General features: G+C 65.7%; 15 protein-coding genes. 4 read left to right on the top strand and 11 right to left on the bottom strand.

Annotation, left to right across the window (positions count from 1 at the left end; genetic code table 11):
* Positions 1-24: 24 nt before the first annotated feature.
* Positions 25-849 carry an alpha/beta fold hydrolase gene (locus tag BRAD285_RS09165; protein ID WP_006613335.1) on the bottom strand — a complete coding sequence of 275 codons (825 nt, stop codon included), beginning with the start codon at positions 847-849 and terminating at the stop codon, positions 25-27.
* Between the two features lie 161 nt (positions 850-1,010).
* Here BRAD285_RS09165 and BRAD285_RS09160 point away from each other — a divergent pair, with 161 nt between their 5' ends.
* Positions 1,011-2,060 (top strand): AraC family transcriptional regulator, encoded by a 1,050-nt coding sequence (locus BRAD285_RS09160; protein WP_006613334.1) that lies wholly within the window; start codon positions 1,011-1,013, stop codon positions 2,058-2,060.
* 14 nt (positions 2,061-2,074) lie between these two features.
* Here the strand turns inward: BRAD285_RS09160 and BRAD285_RS09155 are convergent, their stop codons facing one another.
* A complete protein-coding gene (locus BRAD285_RS09155; protein ID WP_006613333.1) occupies positions 2,075-2,533 on the bottom strand; it encodes an ester cyclase in 459 nt (152 codons plus the stop codon).
* A 118-nt stretch (positions 2,534-2,651) separates the two neighbouring features.
* Entirely contained in the window at positions 2,652-3,452 is an 801-nt protein-coding gene (gene thiD / locus BRAD285_RS09150) for a bifunctional hydroxymethylpyrimidine kinase/phosphomethylpyrimidine kinase (protein WP_006613332.1), read from the bottom strand.
* Positions 3,453-3,573: 121 nt separating this feature from the next.
* Here thiD and BRAD285_RS09145 point away from each other — a divergent pair, with 121 nt between their 5' ends.
* Both BRAD285_RS09145 and BRAD285_RS09140 read left to right on the top strand, forming a co-directional pair.
* Complete coding sequence (locus BRAD285_RS09145; RefSeq protein ID WP_006613331.1) at positions 3,574-3,819, top strand: Lrp/AsnC family transcriptional regulator; 246 nt, start codon at positions 3,574-3,576, stop codon at positions 3,817-3,819.
* 341 nt (positions 3,820-4,160) lie between these two features.
* Complete coding sequence (locus BRAD285_RS09140) at positions 4,161-5,225, top strand: helix-turn-helix domain-containing protein (RefSeq protein WP_006613330.1); 1,065 nt, start codon at positions 4,161-4,163, stop codon at positions 5,223-5,225.
* Here BRAD285_RS09140 and BRAD285_RS09135 read toward each other — a convergent pair.
* Positions 5,179-7,686, bottom strand: coding sequence for an EAL domain-containing protein (locus BRAD285_RS09135; RefSeq protein WP_006613329.1), 2,508 nt, complete (start codon positions 7,684-7,686; stop codon positions 5,179-5,181). The genes BRAD285_RS09140 and BRAD285_RS09135 overlap by 47 nt on opposite strands.
* A gap of 238 nt (positions 7,687-7,924) precedes the next feature.
* Between BRAD285_RS09135 and BRAD285_RS09130 the strand changes: the two genes are divergently transcribed.
* Positions 7,925-9,085 carry an ABC transporter substrate-binding protein gene (locus BRAD285_RS09130; RefSeq protein WP_006613328.1) on the top strand — a complete coding sequence of 387 codons (1,161 nt, stop codon included), beginning with the start codon at positions 7,925-7,927 and terminating at the stop codon, positions 9,083-9,085.
* Between the two features lie 32 nt (positions 9,086-9,117).
* On the opposite strand, the gene BRAD285_RS09125 is transcribed toward BRAD285_RS09130, so the two are convergent.
* The 7 genes from BRAD285_RS09125 to murJ form a co-directional block, all read right to left on the bottom strand.
* Positions 9,118-10,038, bottom strand: a complete 921-nt coding sequence (locus BRAD285_RS09125; protein ID WP_006613327.1) for a cytochrome c — start codon at positions 10,036-10,038, stop codon at positions 9,118-9,120.
* A 127-nt stretch (positions 10,039-10,165) separates the two neighbouring features.
* Positions 10,166-10,615, bottom strand: coding sequence for a cytochrome c (locus BRAD285_RS09120; protein ID WP_035647434.1), 450 nt, complete (start codon positions 10,613-10,615; stop codon positions 10,166-10,168).
* Positions 10,616-10,746: 131 nt separating this feature from the next.
* On the bottom strand, positions 10,747-13,056 hold the full coding sequence (locus tag BRAD285_RS09115) for a xanthine dehydrogenase family protein molybdopterin-binding subunit (RefSeq protein WP_006613325.1): 2,310 nt from the start codon (positions 13,054-13,056) through the stop codon (positions 10,747-10,749).
* A gap of 212 nt (positions 13,057-13,268) precedes the next feature.
* The gene (locus BRAD285_RS09110; protein ID WP_006613324.1) at positions 13,269-14,231 is read right to left on the bottom strand and encodes a DUF1775 domain-containing protein; all 963 of its coding nucleotides are present in this window, start codon (positions 14,229-14,231) and stop codon (positions 13,269-13,271) included.
* 49 nt (positions 14,232-14,280) lie between these two features.
* Positions 14,281-16,458 carry a TonB-dependent receptor gene (locus BRAD285_RS09105; protein ID WP_006613323.1) on the bottom strand — a complete coding sequence of 726 codons (2,178 nt, stop codon included), beginning with the start codon at positions 16,456-16,458 and terminating at the stop codon, positions 14,281-14,283.
* Positions 16,459-16,499: 41 nt separating this feature from the next.
* On the bottom strand, positions 16,500-16,883 hold the full coding sequence (locus BRAD285_RS09100; protein ID WP_006613322.1) for a DUF2946 family protein: 384 nt from the start codon (positions 16,881-16,883) through the stop codon (positions 16,500-16,502).
* A 118-nt stretch (positions 16,884-17,001) separates the two neighbouring features.
* Positions 17,002-18,531, bottom strand: a complete 1,530-nt coding sequence (gene murJ, locus BRAD285_RS09095; protein WP_006613321.1) for a murein biosynthesis integral membrane protein MurJ — start codon at positions 18,529-18,531, stop codon at positions 17,002-17,004.
* Between the last annotated feature and the right edge of the window lie 130 nt (positions 18,532-18,661).

The following is an 18,661-nucleotide window of genomic DNA, read 5'->3' as shown; positions in this document are numbered from 1 at the left end:
GACAGATGTGTGATGCAGAGGGCGTCAGCCCTTGATGAAGGCCAAGAGGTCGGCGTTGATGGTCGCGGCCTCGGTGGTCGGCATGCCGTGCGGGAAGCCCTTGTAGGTCTTCAGCGTGCCGTTCTTCAGCAGCTTGGCCGACAGCGGCGCGGAGTCGGCGTAAGGCACGATCTGATCGTCCTCGCTGTGCATCACCAGCACCGGCAGCGTGAGCTTCTTCAGATCCTCGGTGAAGTCGGTCTGCGAGAACGCAACGACTCCGTCATAATGCGCCTTCGCGCTGCCCATCATGCCCTGCCGCCACCAGTTCTGGATGACAGCCTCGGACGGCTTCGCGCCCGGCTTGTTGAAGCCGTAGAACGGGCCGGCGGCGATCTCGCGGTAGAACTCCGCGCGGCGGGTCGCGGTCTGGGTCTGGAAGTCGTCGAATACCGACTTGGGCAGGCCGCCGGGATTGGCCGCGGTCTGCACCATCAGCGGCGGCACCGCGGCGATGATCGCGGCCTTGGCCGCGCGGCTCTCGCCGTGGCGTGCGAGATAGTGCACGACCTCGCCACCGCCGGTGGAATGGCCGACATGGATGGCGTTCTTGAGGTCGAGATGCGCGGTGAGCGCGGCGAGATCGTCGGCGTAATGGTCCATGTCGTAGCCGTCGGAGACCTGGGCCGAGCGGCCATGGCCGCGGCGGTCATGGGCGATGACGCGGAAGCCGTGATTGAGGAAGAACATCATCTGCGCATCCCAATCATCCGACGACAGCGGCCATCCATGGCTGAACACGATCGGCTGACCGGTACCCCAGTCTTTGTAGTAAATCTCTGTGCCGTCATTGGTTTTGAGAACGGGCATGGTTGTCTCCTGCGCCAGCCACGCGATCGCCGCGACGAATTTCGTATCGCGATCGCCAATTCCTGGTGCTATGCAATCTCATGTGCACCTGCACAATGATCCGAGGATGCCAAAGCACTGGCTCCAGAAGGCCAGGGACTAGCCAGGGGTAAGCCAAGGGGATGGCGCAGCAGATCAGATCGACATCGTCAGCCTGGATGCGCGGCGTCGCGAGCACATTCGATGAGCAGGGCCTCGATGCAGCGGCGCTGTTTGCCGAGGTCGGACTTTCGATCAAGGATCTCGACGATTGCGATCACCGCTGGCCCACGGAGGCATTGAGCCGGCTGTGGGTGCTGGCGGCCGAACGCTCGGGCAATCCCGATATCGGCCTCGTCAATGTCGCAGCCCCTCGCCCGCACAATTATGGGGTGGCGGGCTATGCGATGATGTCGAGCCCGAATCTGCAGACAGGGCTGATGCGCCTGATCCGCTACATGTGTCTGGTCAGCGACGCCGTCGCGATCACGCTGGAGGATGGCCAGGGCGGCCGCTGGGTGCGCACCGATGTCTATGGCGGCGAATGCCCGATCCCGCGGCAGCGCTACGACTACGGCATCATCAATCTGCTCAATCTGTGCCGCTGGATGCTCGACCGCCCGCTGACGCCGCTCGCCGCGCGCTTCTCGCATGCCGTGCCGCTGTCCATCGCAGCCTACAACAGGGCGTTCCAGTCACCGCTCGAGTTCGACGCGCCCTTCAACGGCTTTTTGATCTCGCATGAGGATCTCGCCTGCAAGCTGACGACGTCGGCGCCCGAGCTGATGCCGATCCATGATCGCATCGCCGACGAGGCGCTGGAACGCCTGGTCAAGACAGACACGGCGTATCGGGCCCGGAGCGCGATCGCCAAGCTTCTTCCTGACGGCAGCCCGTTGCGCTCGGCGATCGCGGCTGCGCTCGGCCTCAGCGATCGCACCTTCCAGCGCCGGCTCGCCGAGGAAGGCCTGTCCTTCAGCGACCTCGTCGACGCGACCCGACGCGAGCTAGCCCAGCGCCATCTCGCCGATCCACGCCTGTCATTGACCGACATCGGCTATCTGCTCGGCTACGCCGACCAGAGCACGTTCTTCCGCGCCTCCAACCGCTGGTTCGGAGAATCGCCGGGCGAGTATCGGGCGCGCATCGGCAACGGGCATCCGCGCGAGGTCGAAGCCGCCCACGAGAAGTGAGCGGCGCCGTTGCTTCAGAACATGCCGTTGGTGTTGGCCGACTGCTCCGGGATCGGCTGCACCGAGTCCCAGTGCTCTTCGATCTTGCCGTCCTTCAGGCGGAAGATGTCGACGATCGCATTGCCACGCGTGCCGGGCTCGCGGACGGCATGCACGCGCAGGATGACAAAGTCGCCATCGACCAGCACCTTTGTGATCTCGCTGTGGGATTGCGGATACTTCGCCTTCAGGAATTCGATGAACTTGCGGAATCCTTCCGGGCCATCCTCGGCGCTCGGATTGTGCTGGATGTAGGTGCCGAGATATTTCGAGGCGGCCGCGAAGTCCTTGCGATTGAGGCCCTGCTCATAGAAGTCGAGCACGATCTGCTTGTTGCGCTCCTCGTCAGCCGAATAAGCGCGCTCCGCCAGCGCGGGCGTCGCAACGATACCGGCGAGCGCAACCGCCAGAGCCGTGACGATACCTGTCCTCATCAGTCATCCCCCTGAACCCAAGCGCCGTCCGTGATGATCGACGGCCCGTCTCCACGTAGCATGACCGACCGCCATCACATGGATCGACCGCAGCCTGCGGTCTCAAAACCGTGTGACCTCAATAGAACCGATAGAGATGATGCACCGGCCCGTGGCCATGCCCGACCGTGAAGCGATCGGCGGCCGCGATCGCACCGGAGATGAAGGCCTTGGCGTTGCGCACGGCCGTCTGCAGGCCTTCGCCCTTGGCCAAGCCGGCGGCGACCGCCGACGACAGCGAGCACCCGGTGCCGTGCGTGTTCTTCGTCGCCACGCGCGGCGCCGGCAACGCGGTGGAGCTGTCGCCAGTGATGAGATAGTCGGTGCTCTCGGCGCCCTGCCCATGGCCGCCCTTGATCAGCACGGCCGGACAGCCGAGCGCGAGCAGGCGCCGGCCCTGCGCCGCGATGGCCTCGTCTGTATCAGCGATCGGCTCGCCGAGCAGCGCAGCCGCCTCCGGCAGGTTCGGCGTGATCAGCGCGGCCTGTGGGATGAGCCGGCTGCGCAGCGCCTCGATCGCGTCCTCCGGCAGCAGCCGCGCGCCGGAGGTCGCGACCATCACCGGATCGAGCACAACATGCGCCGGCTTCCAGCGTGACAGGCTCGCTGCGATCGCCTCGGTGATCGGCGCCTGCGCGACCATGCCGATCTTGACCGCACCGACCGCGAGATCGTCGAACACGGCGTCGATCTGCGCCGTCACGAAATCGGGCGGCACCAGGTGCACCCCGGTCACGCCGGTCGTGTTCTGGGCGGTCAGCGCCGTCAGCACCGAGGCGCCGTAGACGGACAGCGCGGCAAAGGTCTTCAGGTCGGCCTGGATGCCGGCTCCGCCCGAGGAATCCGAGCCGGCGATGGTGAGTGCGACGGGGGTGCTCATCCCCCTCTCCTAGCGCGGGCCGGCCACGCCGGGCAAGCAGGGCCGCCGCCGGAGAAAGCGTATCGACTTCGCTGGAAAACGCTATATTGAGGCTCGAAACGCCTTCCGGAGACCGCCTGCAATGGTTCCTTTCTTCGTCCAGATCAAGTGCAAGCTCGGCCAGTCCTACGTCGTGGCCAATGCGCTGGCCGAGGCCGAGATCGCCTCCGAGATCTATTCGACGGCCGGCAATTACGACCTGCTGGTGAAGTTCTACGTCGATAACGAGACCGACATCGGCCACTTCGTGAACGAGAAGGTCCAGGTCCTGCCGGGCATCCAGGACACCCACACCATCATCACCTTCAAGGCTTTCGGCGCGAGCTGAACGCTTCGCGGTGCCCCATAGAGAAAGGCGCCCGTCGTGACCGACGGGCGCCGAGTTCCTCAAAATGGCACAAGCATGGTTTCGTCATAAAAGACGGTAAGCGAGCGCGCGCTCATCTCACGCCAGATGATTGCAGCGGTTCGGAGCTCCGGACCTTTCGATCGCGAGGGGAAACGGGGGGACCATCGACCGGCCCGGCTTTCCTTTGCGGCAACTTGGCGATAGGCGTCCTATAACGTGTGCATCGCGCGGCGGGTCAAGGCTGGCGCGCCCCCCGATACGATCGATCAAGAAGTTGAGACGAAAGCTCAAGACAGTCTGTGACTTCAGTGACGAGTGAGATGAAAGCTATTGCGTCCCTGCTGCCGAGCTATGGCTTCTCGGCCGAGCAGATGGACACCGACACCAACATTGCGGCTTGGCGCGAGGCGACCTCGACGTTCTTCGATGTCGATGAGCTCGCGGCCGGCGAAGCGTCACCGTTCAGGGCCGACGTCCTGTCTTACGCACTCGGCTCCGTCCTGCTCGGCTCCGCGCGCGCCAGCAGCCAGCGCTTCCGGCGCTCCCCCCAGACGATCGCGCGCAGCGGCGTCAACCACGTCATCATCCAGCTCTATGTGAGGGGTGGCTATGAGGGCGTCGCCGGCCAGCGGCCAATCAAGGTCGAAGCCGGCGATCTCTGCGTGCTGGATCTGGCGCAGACACTCGAGACGCGTGCGAGCGCATTCGAGAACGTCACGCTGGTCGTTCCCCGCCCGATGTTCGACGCCCGCCTGCTGCAGGTCGATGATCTGCACGGGCTCGTCCTGCCGCGCAGCGGCGCGATGGCGCCGCTGCTGGCGCGGCATTTCGGCGCACTGCTCGATTGCGCGCCGCGCATGAGCTTCGACGAGTGCCAGGCCGTGGTCGACGGCACGGTGTCGCTGATCTCGGCCTGCCTGCGCGGCGAGCTCGAGCGGCGCGATGCCGATCGCAGCATCACGGCCGATGCCTCGCTGCTGCGCATCCGGCAATATATCGAATCCCAATTGGCCAGTCCCGAGCTCAGCGCCGACGCCGTGGCGCTGCATTTCGGGATGTCGCGGGCGTCGCTCTATCGGATGTTCGCGCCGATCGGCGGCATCGCGGAGTACATCCGCAGCCGCCGCCTGCACCGCGCATTCTTCGATCTCGCCGGCAGCGGGGCGCGCTCCCAGCGCATCAGCGAGGTGGCGCGGCGCTGGCAGCTCGGCACCGACGCGCATTTCACCCGTCTGTTCAAGACCGCCTACGGCATCACGCCGAGCGCCGCGCGCGAGGCGGCGATGCTGGGCCTGCCGCAGATGCCGTTGGACGGCGACGCCGAACCGGCCTCGCCGCTCAGCCGTTGGATGCGAGGGATAGCAGCGCCCCGGACCGCGGAATGAGCGCAACCACCGCGCCCGGACGCGGTTCGTCGCTCTCGGACGCCTCAGCCTCCGGCTGCGCGTCCTCATCAGGCACGGACGCCGTGCGCGAAATGTCGAGGTGCTGCTCGAGCTGTTCGACCGGCATCGGCCGTCCCAGCAGATAACCCTGCGCGAAGTTGACGCCGAGCGCGCGCAGCTGCGACAGCTGCTCTTCGGTCTCGACGCCCTCAGCGGTGATCTGGATGCCGAGCCCGCGCGCCAGCGTCACGACCGACGAGATCACCGCGGCGCTTTCGTCACGCACGCTGAGATTAGCAACGAAGGACTTGTCGATCTTGATCTTGTTGAACGGGAATGCCGTCAGCGAGCGCAGTGACGAATAGCCGGTGCCGAAATCGTCGAGCGCCAGCGAAATGCCGAGTCCCTTCAGCCGGTCGATGAAGCTCTCGTTCTCCGCCGCACGCTCCAGCAGCACCGACTCGGTGATCTCGATCTCCAGCCGCTTCGGATCGAGGCCGGACCTTGCGAGCGCCGACTGGATGACATCGAACAGTTCCGCCTGCTTGAACTGGACCGGCGACAGGTTGACCGCAACCTTGACATCATCAGGCCATGCCGTCGCATCGTCGCAGGCGCGGCCGATGATCCACTCGCCGAGCGGCACGATCAGGCCGGTCGATTCCGCCAGGGGGATGAACTTGTCCGGCGGCACCAGCCCCTTCACCGGGTGGCGCCAGCGCACCAGCGCCTCGACGCCGCGGCGCTGCCGGGTGTCCGCGTCGTAGAACGGCTGGTAGTGCACCTCGAACTGGCACTGCGCGATGGCGTCGCGCAGATCGCCTTCCAGCGTGTTGCGCGCTTCCAGCTCGGCCGACATCGCATCGTCATACATCGTGTAGCAGCTGCGGCCGGCGGATTTCGAGCGGTACAGCGCGAGGTCGGCCTTCTTGAGCAGATGCTCCTGGTCGCGGCCGTGCTGCGGCGCCAGCGAGATGCCGATGCTGGTGCCGATCTCGACGCGCTGGCCGGCGATCTGGAACGGCTCGGCGATCAGCCGGGTGATGCGCTGCGCGAGCTCGATCGCGGCCGCGCGCTGGTCGTTGAAGCCGGCCTGGATCAGCGCGAACTCGTCGCCGCCGAGCCGTGCCAGCACGTCCTCATCGCGCAGCTGCGAGCGCAGGCGTTGCGCGACCTGCACCAGCAGCTCGTCACCGGCGCCGTGGCCGAGCGAGTCATTGACGTTCTTGAAGCGGTCGAGATCGAGCAGGAAGACGGTGAAGCGCCCGTTCTTCTCGTCATTGATACGCTCCATCTCCTCCAGGAAGAAGGCGCGGTTCGCGAGCCCCGTCAGCGCGTCGGTCTGCGCCAGCTCGAGCACGCGGCGATTGGCGAGCGCCAGCTGCAGTGCGTTGCGGCTCGACAGCGCGAGATAGACAGCGAGAAAGATCGTCGTCGCCATGCCCGCCGCATACAGCGCGAGGGCGCGGTTGTGACTGGCCATCAGTCCGCCGGCAGGCGCCGCCTGAAACACCCAGTCGGCATCGCCGATGCGCAAGGTGGTCGACCAGATGTTGGGATCGGCCGGCCAGCGCTGCGGGTCCACGCCGGACGCATTGATCACGCGCTCGGGCGGCAGCAGGTTGATCTGCAGCGCCGGGCTGTTCGGATTGTTGGCGCGCACCGACTGCAACAGCATCGGCAGATCGAACACGCCGACGATGAAGCCGGAGAGATTGCGACGGCGATCGGCGACCGTGGTGCGCGACGTCCCCTTGGCATAGACGGGGATGCCGATCATCACGGCGTTGTTGCGCTCGTTCTGATTGATCAGGTTCTGCCGCGTGCGCAGCGCGCCGATCATATCATAGTCGCGCGACTGCTCGAGCACGGCGCGATGATCGGGGATGCTCCAATAATCGAGGCCGTACACCGGCGAGGTCTTCGCCTCCGTGGAGAAGTAGACCGGATAATACTCGTCGCTCTCGGGCGCGACCGTGCCGTCGGGATACGACTTGATGCGGAAGGCGGGAACGCCGTCGGTGATCGCGGCGGCCTCGTACTCGCCGCGCTCCTTGCGCTTGATGCGCGGCAGCCAGGCGAGACGCAGCATGCCGCGGTGCGCCTCGAACAGACGCGCGCTGAAGGTCTGATATTCGCTGCGGGTGATGTCGTCGTTGGCGGATTCGAAACGGGTGCGCAGCGCGGTCAGGCGGCTGACATATTCGTTGACGCCGTTCTGCACCAGGATCGCCTGCGCTTCGGCAAGTCCCTCGAAATCAGAACGCGCCAGCCGGTTTTCCCAGCGTCCGACAGCCACCGTGCCGGCAATCGACAGAACGACGCCGACGCATGCGGCGATGATCGCAGGCCGATAGAGGCGGTATCGCGATAGCGACGCGCGCAGCCTCTCGCGCCCGCTACCGATGCGAGCACTTTCCTGTTCCTGCAGCGTCGGTGCGCTGTACTCTTCAACCTGCAATATGGCCCCCGCCAAACGGCTGCCCCTCACTACGCGTGGGCCTGATGGTCAACGGGCTAAGTTAAAGACGGTCAAAGATGATCAGTGGTGGAGTACCAGAAACCCAGGCTTGGTTAACGACTGACTTTTCCAGGCCGCCTAAAACGCGATCAAGCGAGCGGTACCTCTTTAGCGAGGTCTTCATTCAACGCATGTAGGATGAGTTGTCATCAGGCGTACCCGTGCATCGAAGATCGCAATGAACTGGTTCTCAAGCTTTCGGAAATCCGTCCTCCTCATCGTGTTGGCGGTCACGCTTCCACACGGGTCCGCTCGTGCCGACGAACTCGGCGTGACCAATGACTCGATCCTGTTCGGCCAGGTGGCGGCGCTGGAAGGCCCGTCGGCGGCGCTGGGCCAGGCGGCGCGGCAGGGCCTGCTCGCAGCCTTCAGCGAGCTCAACGCCAAGGGCGGCGTCTATGGCCGGCGACTGAAGCTCGCGAGCCGCAACGACGGCTACGATCCCGACCGCTCCGTCGTGGAGACGATCAAGCTGATCTACGAGGACAAGGTGTTCGCGCTGATCGGCGCCGTCGGCACGCCGACCGCGATGGCGACCGCGCCGATCGCGGCCTCGAACGATGTGCCCTTCATCGGCCCGGTGTCCGGCGCCGAATACCTGCGTGCTCCCGAATTCCAGAACATCGTCAACATCCGCGCCAGCTACGCGGCCGAGGCGGAAGCCACGATCAAGCATCTCACCGAGGAGCTGCGCCTCACGCGGATCGCGATCTTCTATCAGGACGACGCGTTCGGCCGCGACGTACTTGCGGGCGTGAAGACCTATCTCGATCGCCGCGGCCTGGAGCTCGCCGCCGAAGGCACGTTCGAGCGCAACACCCGCGCGGTCGGTGCCGCGCTCAAGGTCATCAGGCGCGCCGAGCCGGAAGCCGTGATCCTGGTCGGCACCTACGGCCCGTGCGCCGAGTTCATCAAGATGGCGCATCGCTCGGGCTTCAACCCGACCTTCTCGGCGGTGTCCTTCGTCGGCGGCAATGCGCTGGCCAAGGAGCTCGGCGCGGAGGGGCGCGGCGTCATCATCTCCGAGGTGGTGCCGTTTCCATGGGACACCGACCGCCGCGTCGTCGCAGACTATCAGGCGGCGATGAAGGCGCTCGATCCGAGCCAGACGCCCGACTTCATCGGGCTCGAGGGCTACATCACCGGGCGCCTGGTGGCGCGCGCGCTGGCGATGACCGGGCCGAACCCGACCCGCGCCGAGCTGCTGCGCATTATCAACGAGGTCGGCCAGTTCGATATCGGCGGGCTGGTCGTGAGCTTCGGCAGCGCGCGCAAGGAGAACCCGCCGCCGGTGTCGCTGGTGGTGATCCAGAGCGACGGCAGCTTCAAGCCGATCTAGCCGACATCGGGGCGCCGGCTCAGCTCGCAGGTTCAGTTCGCGGATTTCTTCGGCTTCGGCGGGCCTTCGACCGGCGGCAGCGACTTCAGATAAGCGGCCATCGCCTTGCGATCCTCAGCCGTCAGCTGCGAGGTGTTGCGGATCACGCGCGCCATCGAGCCGCCGGCGCTGTCGCCGTCGGGCAGCTGCCCGGTCTCCAGGAAATAGCTGATATCGCTCTCGCTCCAGTCTGCGAGCCCCTTCTGGGTGATGTTCGGCACGAAGCCCTGCCCTTCCGGATCAGGACCACCGGCGAGCCGCTGCGCCGTCTTGATGCCGCCGAGCGGGTTGCGCGGGCTGTGGCACTCCGCGCAATGGCCGAAGGTGTTCACCAGATAAGCGCCGCGATTCCACTCCGCGGAGCGCGAGGCATCCGCGACGAACGGCCTGTCGTCGAAGAACAGCAGCTTCCAGACCCCGACGGTGCGGCGGATGTTGAACGGGAATGGCAGATCATGCGGGCGCGACGCGCCGCTCACCGGCGGCAGCGTCTTCATGTAGGCGAACAGATCCTTCACGTCGTCGACCTTTGCCGCGGCGTAGGAGGTATAGGGAAACGCCGGATAGTAGTGACTGCCGCCGGGCGACACGCCGCGCACAACGGCGTTGACGAACTCAGCCTCGCTCCAGCGCCCGATACCATCGTTCGGATCAGGTGAGATGTTGGGCGCATAGAACGTCCCGAACGGCGACTCCAACGGCAGGCCGCCGCCAAGCTTCAGACGATCCTGCTGGTTCGGCACAGCATGGCAGGACGAGCAGCCGCCGATGTTGAACATCTCCTGGCCATTGGCGAGATCGGGCGCGCGCGTCGCCGCTGCGAGCGCGATCGTCGATGGCCGGGTCAGCCACCAGAATACCGCGAGACCGGCGACGCCGAGCACACACAAAGCAAGCAGGAAGCGTCGGTGCATGGTGGCTCCGTGACTGCGGGAGGGATTGCGATCGAGATGCGCCCGCGAGAATAGGATGTCGACGCTGGACAAACAAAGAGGGGGCGAACGCGCAGCCCGCGTCCGCCCCCTTCAAACTTGCGTCAGATCAGCTGTTCTTGAGACGGAAGGTCTCGTGGCAGCCGCCGCATTCCTTGCCGATCCCGGGCGCGGTCGCCTTCAGGCTGTCGAGGTCCTTGATCTTGGCCTTGGCCTCGGTGACGACCTTGGCGAAGCTGTCGATCTTGGCCTTGAAGCCGGCCTGGTCTTCCCAGATCTTCGGCGAGGCGCTGTAGTCGCCCTCGAACTTCGCGCCCTTCATGCTCGCCGGATACATCGTCGGCAGCTTCTTGGCGGTCTCGTCGAGCTGTGCCAGAGCGGCATTGACGGCGGCCTGGTCATACGGCTTCTCGCCCTTGACCATGGCGATCAGGACACCGCCGAGGTTCTTGGCGTTCGCCTTCATGATGTCCTGGCTCTGCTTGACCAGGTTCTCCTGTGCCATCACGGCGCCGGCCCCTAGCAGCAACGCTGCTGCTACCACGACAGTCCGCTTCATCAATTCGCTCCTTTGTTGTCACAATCCCGTCCAGCCCACCTGGACGGGTCGCGCCTGGTTGGTCAACCCCTGTCCCGGCGGGTTATTCCGGAATTGAGGCGGATATCGGAGGGTGTTCAGGGATACCGTACTCAGAGACTGTGACGGCGGTGCTGCTCCCGGATCGCGATCCAGACGCGCTCAGGCGTCGCCGGCATGTCGATGTGGTCGATCTTGTACTCGCGCCAGAGGGCCTCGACGATGGCGTTGACCACCGCCGGACACGAGCCGATCGCGCCCGCCTCGCCCGCGCCCTTCACGCCCATCGGATTGGTCTTGCACGGCACGTTGTGCGTCTCGAAGGTGAAGGTCGGCGCATCCGCCGCGCGCGGCAGCGCGTAGTCCATGTAGCTGCCGGTGACGAGCTGCGCATCGGAGTTGCTGTAGACCACCTGCTCCATCAGCGCCTGGCCGATGCCCTGCACCGCACCGCCGTGCACCTGGCCCGCGAGCAGCAGCGGATTCAGCGTCACGCCGAAATCGTCGACGATCACGTAGTTGACGATCCTGATGATGCCGGTGGCCGGATCGAGCTCGATCTCCGCGACATGCGTGCCGTTCGGATAGGTGCCGTCGGCGCTGGCGAAGGTGGCGCTGCCGCTGAGCTTGGCGGGATCGACGCCCGGACGCTTGGCGAGATCGGCGAAGGAGATCGACCGGTCGGTACCAGCGACGCGGATCACGCCGTCGGCGATCTCGAGATCTCCGAGGCCTGCCTCGAGCGCTTCGGCCGCGATCTGCTTGAGCTTGTCGCCGAGCTCATGCGTCGCACGCTGCACGCTGACGCCGCCCGACGGGATCGAGGCCGAGCCGCCGGTGCCGAGACCCGTGGGCACCTGCGCAGTGTCGCCCTGGTGGATATGGACGCGCTCCGGCGGCAGGCCGAACTGCTCGGCGACGATCTGCGCATAAGCGGTCTGGTGGCCCTGCCCGCTCGACTGCGTGCCGATCAGGATCGTCACGTCGCCGTTGGGATCGAGCTTCACATGGGCGGTCTCCTCGCCCATCGTGCCGCAGACCTCGACATAGCTCGCAAGGCCAATGCCGCGGACGAGGCCATTCTTCTTGGCGGCCTTGGCGCGCTTCGAAAAATCCTTCCACTCCGCGATCTCCATCGCGCGCTTCAGATGCGCGTTGAAGTCGCCGGAGTCATAGACCTTGCCGGTCGCGGTCTTGTAGGGCAGCGCACGCGGCGGGATGAAGTTCTTGCGCCTGATGGCATCGACCGACATCTCGAGCTTGCGCGCGCAGGCGTCGACCAGACGCTCGACCACATAGGCCGCCTCAGGACGGCCGGCGCCGCGATAGGCATCGACCGGCACGGTATGGGTGAAAATCGTGCGCACCCGGCAGTGGAAGGCCTGGATGTCGTAGAGGCCCGGCAGCATGCCGGCCCCGCCATGAGGGATATAGGGCGCAAAGGTCGAGAGATAGGCCCCCATGTCGCCCATCAGATCGACGTCCATCGCGAGGAACTTGCCGTCCTCCGCCAGCGCCATCCGCGCTGTGGTGACGTTGTCGCGGCCCTGCGCGTCGCCCATGAAATGCTCGGAGCGATCGGCCGCCCAGCGCACCGACTTGCGCAGCCGCTGCGCAGCGACCGCGACCAGCGCGTATTCCCGGTACGGAAACAGCTTGGTGCCGAAGCCGCCGCCGACATCCGGGCAGATCACCCGCATCTTCTCGGTCGGGATCTTCAGCACGTTCTGGCACAGGATGTCGCGCAGGCGGTGGCTGCCCTGGCTGCCCGCCGTGAGCGTCAGATGATCGCGCTTGGTGTCGTATTCGCAGACCGCGGCGCGCGTCTCCATGAAGCTCGCGACGACGCGCGGATTGACGATACGGATCTCGGCGACCGCATGCGCCTTCGCAAACGCCGCCTCGGTCGCCGACTTGTCGCCGATCGAGACGTCGAACAGCACGTTGTTCTTGTGATCGGCCCACACCTGCGGCGCGCCCGGTTTGATCGCATTGACGACGCCGGTGACGGCCGGAAGCGTCGTCCACTCCACCTTGATCGCCTCGAGCGCATCGCGCGCATGATCGAGCGTGTCGGCCACGACGAAAGCGACCGCGTCGCCGACGTGGCGCACCTCGTCCTTGGCCAGGATCGGGTAAGGCGGCGCGGTGAACGGATCGGTCTCGAGATTGAACAGGCACGGCAGGCCGCCGAGTTCCGCGGTGTCCTCGGCCGTGAGAATCAGCGCCACGCCCGGCAGCAGCCGCGCGTCGGCGACGTCGATGGTGAACTTGGCATGGGCCTGCGGCGAGCGCAGCACGAGGGCATGCAGGGCGGCCGATGGCGCGAGATCGTCGGTATAGCGGCCTTTGCCGCGAATCAGCGCGTCATCCTCTTTGCGGAGAACGCTTTGTCCCATACCGAACTTGATTGGAGCTGCCATCTGGTTTCACGTCCCACTTCGTTTTGGCGATGTTGGGCGCCATATTGCAGCGGAACGAGGCCTCGCGCAAACGGCAACTCCGCCGCAGGGGAACGCGACCGGTCAACTCTCGTCGGGTCAACGCGCGGACAGACAGTGCGGCTCAATGATGTTGCGCCGCAATCGGGCAGCCCCGGAGCCCACATTGGACGCCGGGACCGCCCTCGCCGCCATCAATGATGCGCATGCTCCGCCTTGGCGCCGTCCTGTTGCCCGGGTCCCTGGGCGCCGACGCCGAGCACGTCGAGCAGCACGGCCATCTTGCCGGCGCGCTCGAACTGCAACGTCACCGCGACCGACTTGCCCTCGACCAGCGGCGCCTTGAGGCCGGTGAGCATCAGATGCATGCCACCGGATGTCAGCGTGACCGTCTGTCCCGGCGGCAGCGCTAGCCCCTCTTCGATCGGCCGCATCACCATGACGCCGTCGCGCGTCGACATCTCATGGATTTCGACGCTCTCGGCGATATCAGCGCTGACGGAGACCAGCCGGTCCGGCTCACGGCCCGTATTGGTGAGCGTGACATAGCCCGCGCCGATCTTGGCGCCACCGGGCGTGGCGCGGCTCCAGCCCGAGGACACCGTGATGTCGCCCTTTGCGACACCGCGCGGCGGCGGCTCGGCGGACGTGAGCCGCAACAGCGGCGCCGGATATTTCAGCGCATGCGGATCCTGGCCGGGCGCGGCGAGCTCAACCCATTTCGCCGTGCCTGTCTCGCAGTCCTGGACCACGGGAATGGGAAGCACATCGCCGGCCTTGAACGTGTCGGCGACGAATCCCGTGAAGGTGAACTCGTCGTAGAACCCATCTTCCAGCCGGCCGCTCCAGCTGATCTCCTTGACGCCGTCGCTGAGCTGCGCGCCGTGAAAGAAATGATAGGCCCGCGCGTAAGCGCCCTTCTTGACGTCGATGGTCCAGCCCGGCTTCGGCATCGGCTTGACCGCGATCAAGCCTTCGGGAATCTGCACGGTCAGGCGCACGGTGGCCGCGCCCTCGCAGCCATGCGGCACGGCGAGCACGGACTTGAAGGTCTTACCGATGCGAGCGTCCGCTTTGTCGAGAACGACATGCGCCTGCGCCGGAACGCTGCCGAGCGCGGCGGAGAGAGCAGCGAGGCCAAACAGGATCGATTTCACGACATCAGTCCTTTGCGAATGAATTTGTGATCGCGCATGATGCAGCTCCTCACAGCTTGTAACGAAGGCCGGCATAGACGCCGCGGCCGTTGCCGGGATTGAACAGGGTCGAGGTCGGCGTTGCCCGATCGATGATGCTGGTGGTCGCGATGTAGGCCTTGTTGGCGAGGTTGCGGCCTTCCAGATACGCCGAGAAATTCTTGCCGTCGTCATAGGTCGCCTTCAGGCCCCACAGCAGATAGGACTCCGTGCTGAGCGTGTTGGCGCTGTCGACGAAATAGGATTGCGGCACCCACTCGACGTTCGGCCCGACGGCGAAGCCCGCCGGATGCTTGTACAGCAGCTCCGCGCGCAGGAAGTGCGGCGGCGCGCCCGGCAGGCGGTTGTTGCCCCAGGTCGCATCGTTATCGTAGCGGAAGTCGTTATAGGTGTAGGCGAGATTGAGCCAGACGCGGTCGGGCGCATCGCTCTTCACCGCGAGCCCCTTCAGCAGGCTGAGGCCGAGGCCCGCCTCGACGCCCTGATGCATCGTCTTGTCGGCATTGGTAACGTTGCAATTGCCGAACGACGAATAGAAGCACTGCAGCTCGTTGCGGATATCGGCGTGGTAGAGCGCGAAATCCCAGGTGACGTCAGGCCGCCGACCGCGCGTGCCGATCTCGTAGGTCGTCGCGGTCTGCGCCTTGATGTCGTAGAACGGAATCACCGCGCCGTTGCCTTCGCCGAAGCTGGGCGCCTCGCCGCTGCGCGAGATGTTGGCGAACACCTGCCAGCCCGGATCGACGTCCCAGAGCAGACCGAGCTTGGGGCTGAACAGATCGAAGACGCTGGAGCCGGACTTCTTCGTCGGATCGGTCGTGAGGTCGACACGCTGCTCGCGAACGGCGTGCAGATATTGCGCCCCCGCAATCAGCGAGACCGCCGGGGTCACGTACCATGCGTTCTCTGCGTAGAGCGTGTAGTTCTCGGGACGCTGCACGGCCGCGAACGTCTGCGCCCCCTTGTTGACGCCGATATTGACGAACTGGTCGGCATCGATCGTGCCGTTCTGGATGTTGAGCCCGACGGTGAAGCGGTTGCGATGGTCGCCGATCTCGCGATCGTCGACGGCGCGCACGAAGCCGCCATAGTCGTGATAGCGGTAGTCGAGCCATTGGAAGATCGGGTGCATCAGGTGCCGGTCGACCGCGAACACGCCGAACTCGATATCGATGTTGTCGAGATGGAGGGTCGACTTGTTGGCGACGCGCACCGTATCGATGTTGCGCTGCCAGTCGTTCAACACATTGTTGGCTGCCGCCGTCTCCGGCGAATTGAGCGCGCTCGTCTTGCTGACCTCGCCAGGAATGCGCTGCCGCACCGTGTTGGCGTTGAGATAGAAGCGGGTCTCGAAATCGGGCGACACCTGGTAGCCGAGATTGGCGCTGCCGCGCTCGGACTGTCCCCAGCTGTGGTCGCGATAGCCGTCGACCCGCGATGCCGAGCCGGTCACGAAATAGTCGGCCGCACCAGTGACGCCGCCGGTCGAGGCCTGGCCACGCAGGAAACCGAACGCGCCGCCATCCAGCCGGCTCTCGAACGCCGAGGCGTCGCGGCCGGTCGGCGTGACGAAGTTGACGGCGCCGCCGAGCGAGTTGGCGCCATAGCGCAGCGCATTGGCGCCCTTGTAGACCTCGACATAGCGATAGGCCGTCGGGTCGATCTCCTGGAAATCGCCATAGCCGTCGGCGGTGTTGATCGGAATGCCGTCGAGAGTGAGCTGCGTGCCGCGCAGATGGAAGTTGCGCGACAGACCGGAGCCGCGAATCGACAGCCTGGTGTCGTCGCCCCATTTCGGCTGGGCGAACACGCCGGGCACGTAGTCGAGCACATCCTTGATGGTCTGCGCCGAGCCGTTCTTGAACGCGGTATCCGGCACGACGGCGACGGCGCCCGCGATCTGCTGAATGCGCTGGGTCGCCGTTTGCGTATTCGGGGCGGTCCGGCTCGGCGCGGGACCGGCGGGAGCCGCCGTGGCCGTCTGCGGGGCGGCTGCGGATCGGGGCGCGCGCGCCCGCCGCGCGGGCTGATCATTGTTGGCGGGCCGCGCCGGGCGCGACGCCGAGGGCCTGGCCGGGTCGACGGTGACCGTCGGCAGATTGCTTGGCTCACGGGCTTGCGAGAAACAGGGAGATGACAACGTGACAAGGCACGTTGCCGCGCAAAGCGCGGTTACGGAACGGGACATGATGAACCTCTGGACGAACGAAACCTGACGACAAATTGCGATCAGGCGTTCGCGGGAGGTCCTTGCGACAGGCGGGGTTCACGGAGGCGGGAATCGCGCGCAGCCCAGGCGGCGAAGCTGGCAAGCCGCAATTCGCTGGCGCTGCGCACCAGCATCGCGACGACAGGTGTCGGCACCGGCGCGGCATGGGCGGCGAAGGCGCAGACCGCGCAGAAGTCCTTGTGTAGAACGGCGGAGTCCGGCGCGCCGGTGCCGTGGACGTTGCCGTCAGCATCGGTGCAGATCACGCCGAGATCGTTGGCGGCTGCGGCCGCCATCTGCGCCGACATCGCACCGGCGAGCACCATCTGCAACGCGATCAGATAGGCGGCGAGAATGCCGACCGCCCTCCTCGCCCAGTTTGCAGTTTGCCGCCGTTGCGTCACGAATGATCTCCCCGCGCGCGACAATATTCGCCGCGCCGCAGTGGCGCAAGGCATAACAGATACGCGCGTAGGATCTCATCAGTTCGCGCGCAGTTGTATGTCATGCCACGCGCCTGCCTCAGCGGCGCACGAGCGCCTTGAGCCAGCGCAGGCCGAACAGCCCGAGAATGGCGGCGGCATAGATCACCGCGCCGATCATGATCAGCAGGCCCAGCATGGCCTCGTCCTGCAGGCGGCCGAGCGCGGCCAAATGCGGCAAAGCCAGGACAACCGTGAACCGGAGTACCACGGCGAGCAGCACGCCGGTCGCAGCGAACTTCAACAATGACAATGTGAGACGGCGATCGACGACGAGGTAGCGCTTGTGCACGGCGAAGCCGAGCACAAGCAGCAGATTGATCCAGGCGCCGACGGCGGTGGCCAGCGCTAGGCCAACCTGCGCCAGCGAGCCCATCAACAGCACCTTCAGAATGACATTCGCCGTCAACCCTGTGAGCGAGGCCTTCACGGGCGTCGCCGTATCCTTGCGCGCATAGAACGTCGACACCGCGCTGCGGATCATCACGAAGGGAATGAGGCCCACGGCATAGGCCGCGAGCGTCGCGCCGGCCGCCGCTGCATCGCCTTTGGTGAAGGCGCCGCGCGCGAACATCGCGCGCGTGATCACATCAGGCACCGCGAGGAAGGCGGCGACGAACGGCACCGAGAACAAAAGCGTGAACTCGAAGGCGCGGCGCTGCTGCTCCATGGCGCCCTGGTGATCACCCGCCGTCAGCCGCCGCGACATTTCCGGCAACAGCACGGTGCCGATGGCGATGCCGATCACGCCGATCGGCAGCTGGTTGAGACGGTCGGCATAATACAGCGCCGAGATCGCGCCGGCGGGCAGGAACGTCGCGATGATGGTGTCGGCGAACATCGCGACTTGCGTGCCCATCGATCCCAGAGTCGCCGGCCCCAGCGCCTTGAAGAAGGCGCGGATGTCGTCGTCGAGCTTGAGCGGCGCAAACCGCGGCAGCCCGCCGTGGCGGGCGAGATCGCCTGCGAGCAGGACATATTGCAGGAAGCCGGAGATCAGCACGCCCCAGGCCGCGGCATGGCCGGCGTTCGGAAAGAACGCCGCCAGCGCCAGCGTCACCATCATCGCGAGATTGAGGAAGATCGAGGCGGCCGCGGCGCTGGCAAAGCGCTGCATCACATTGAGCATGCCGCCATACAGCGTCACCAGGGTGATCAGCAGCAGATAGGGAAAGGTGATCCGCGTCAGCGTGATCGCCATGTCGCGCTGCGCGGGATCGTCGGTGAATCCCGGCGCCAGGATCGTCATCGCCTGCGGCATGAACACCCAGGCGAGAATCAGCAGCACCACCTGCGAGGCCAGCAGCAGCGTGAAGATCCGGTCCGCAAACAGGCTCGCCGACGCCGGCCCCTTCTCGCCATGCACATGCGCATAGGCCGGAACAAAGGCGGCGTTGAACGCCCCCTCGGCAAAGATCGCCCGGAAATGGTTCGGCAGCCGAAACGCAATGAAGAACGCGTCGGCAATCGGCCCAGCGCCAAGGATGGCCGCCAGCATGATGTCACGGGCAAAACCAGTGAGGCGCGACAGCAGCGTATAGCCGCCGACGGTGAAGATACGTCCGAGCATGGGGGGCTTGTAGAGGATTGGCGCGGGAGTTTGAAGCGGGGAACGGAAACGACGCCTTCTCAAAGCCAAAGTTGTGGCCGAGGCTGCCGTCGCCTCACGCCGCTCGCGGGAAGAGGTCGGATCGCATCGA

This window comes from Bradyrhizobium sp. ORS 285 (genome assembly GCF_900176205.1).
Classification (GTDB): domain Bacteria; phylum Pseudomonadota; class Alphaproteobacteria; order Rhizobiales; family Xanthobacteraceae; genus Bradyrhizobium.
Note: the sequence above shows the minus strand (reverse complement) of the source record. Positions and strands in the feature narration are given on the sequence as shown.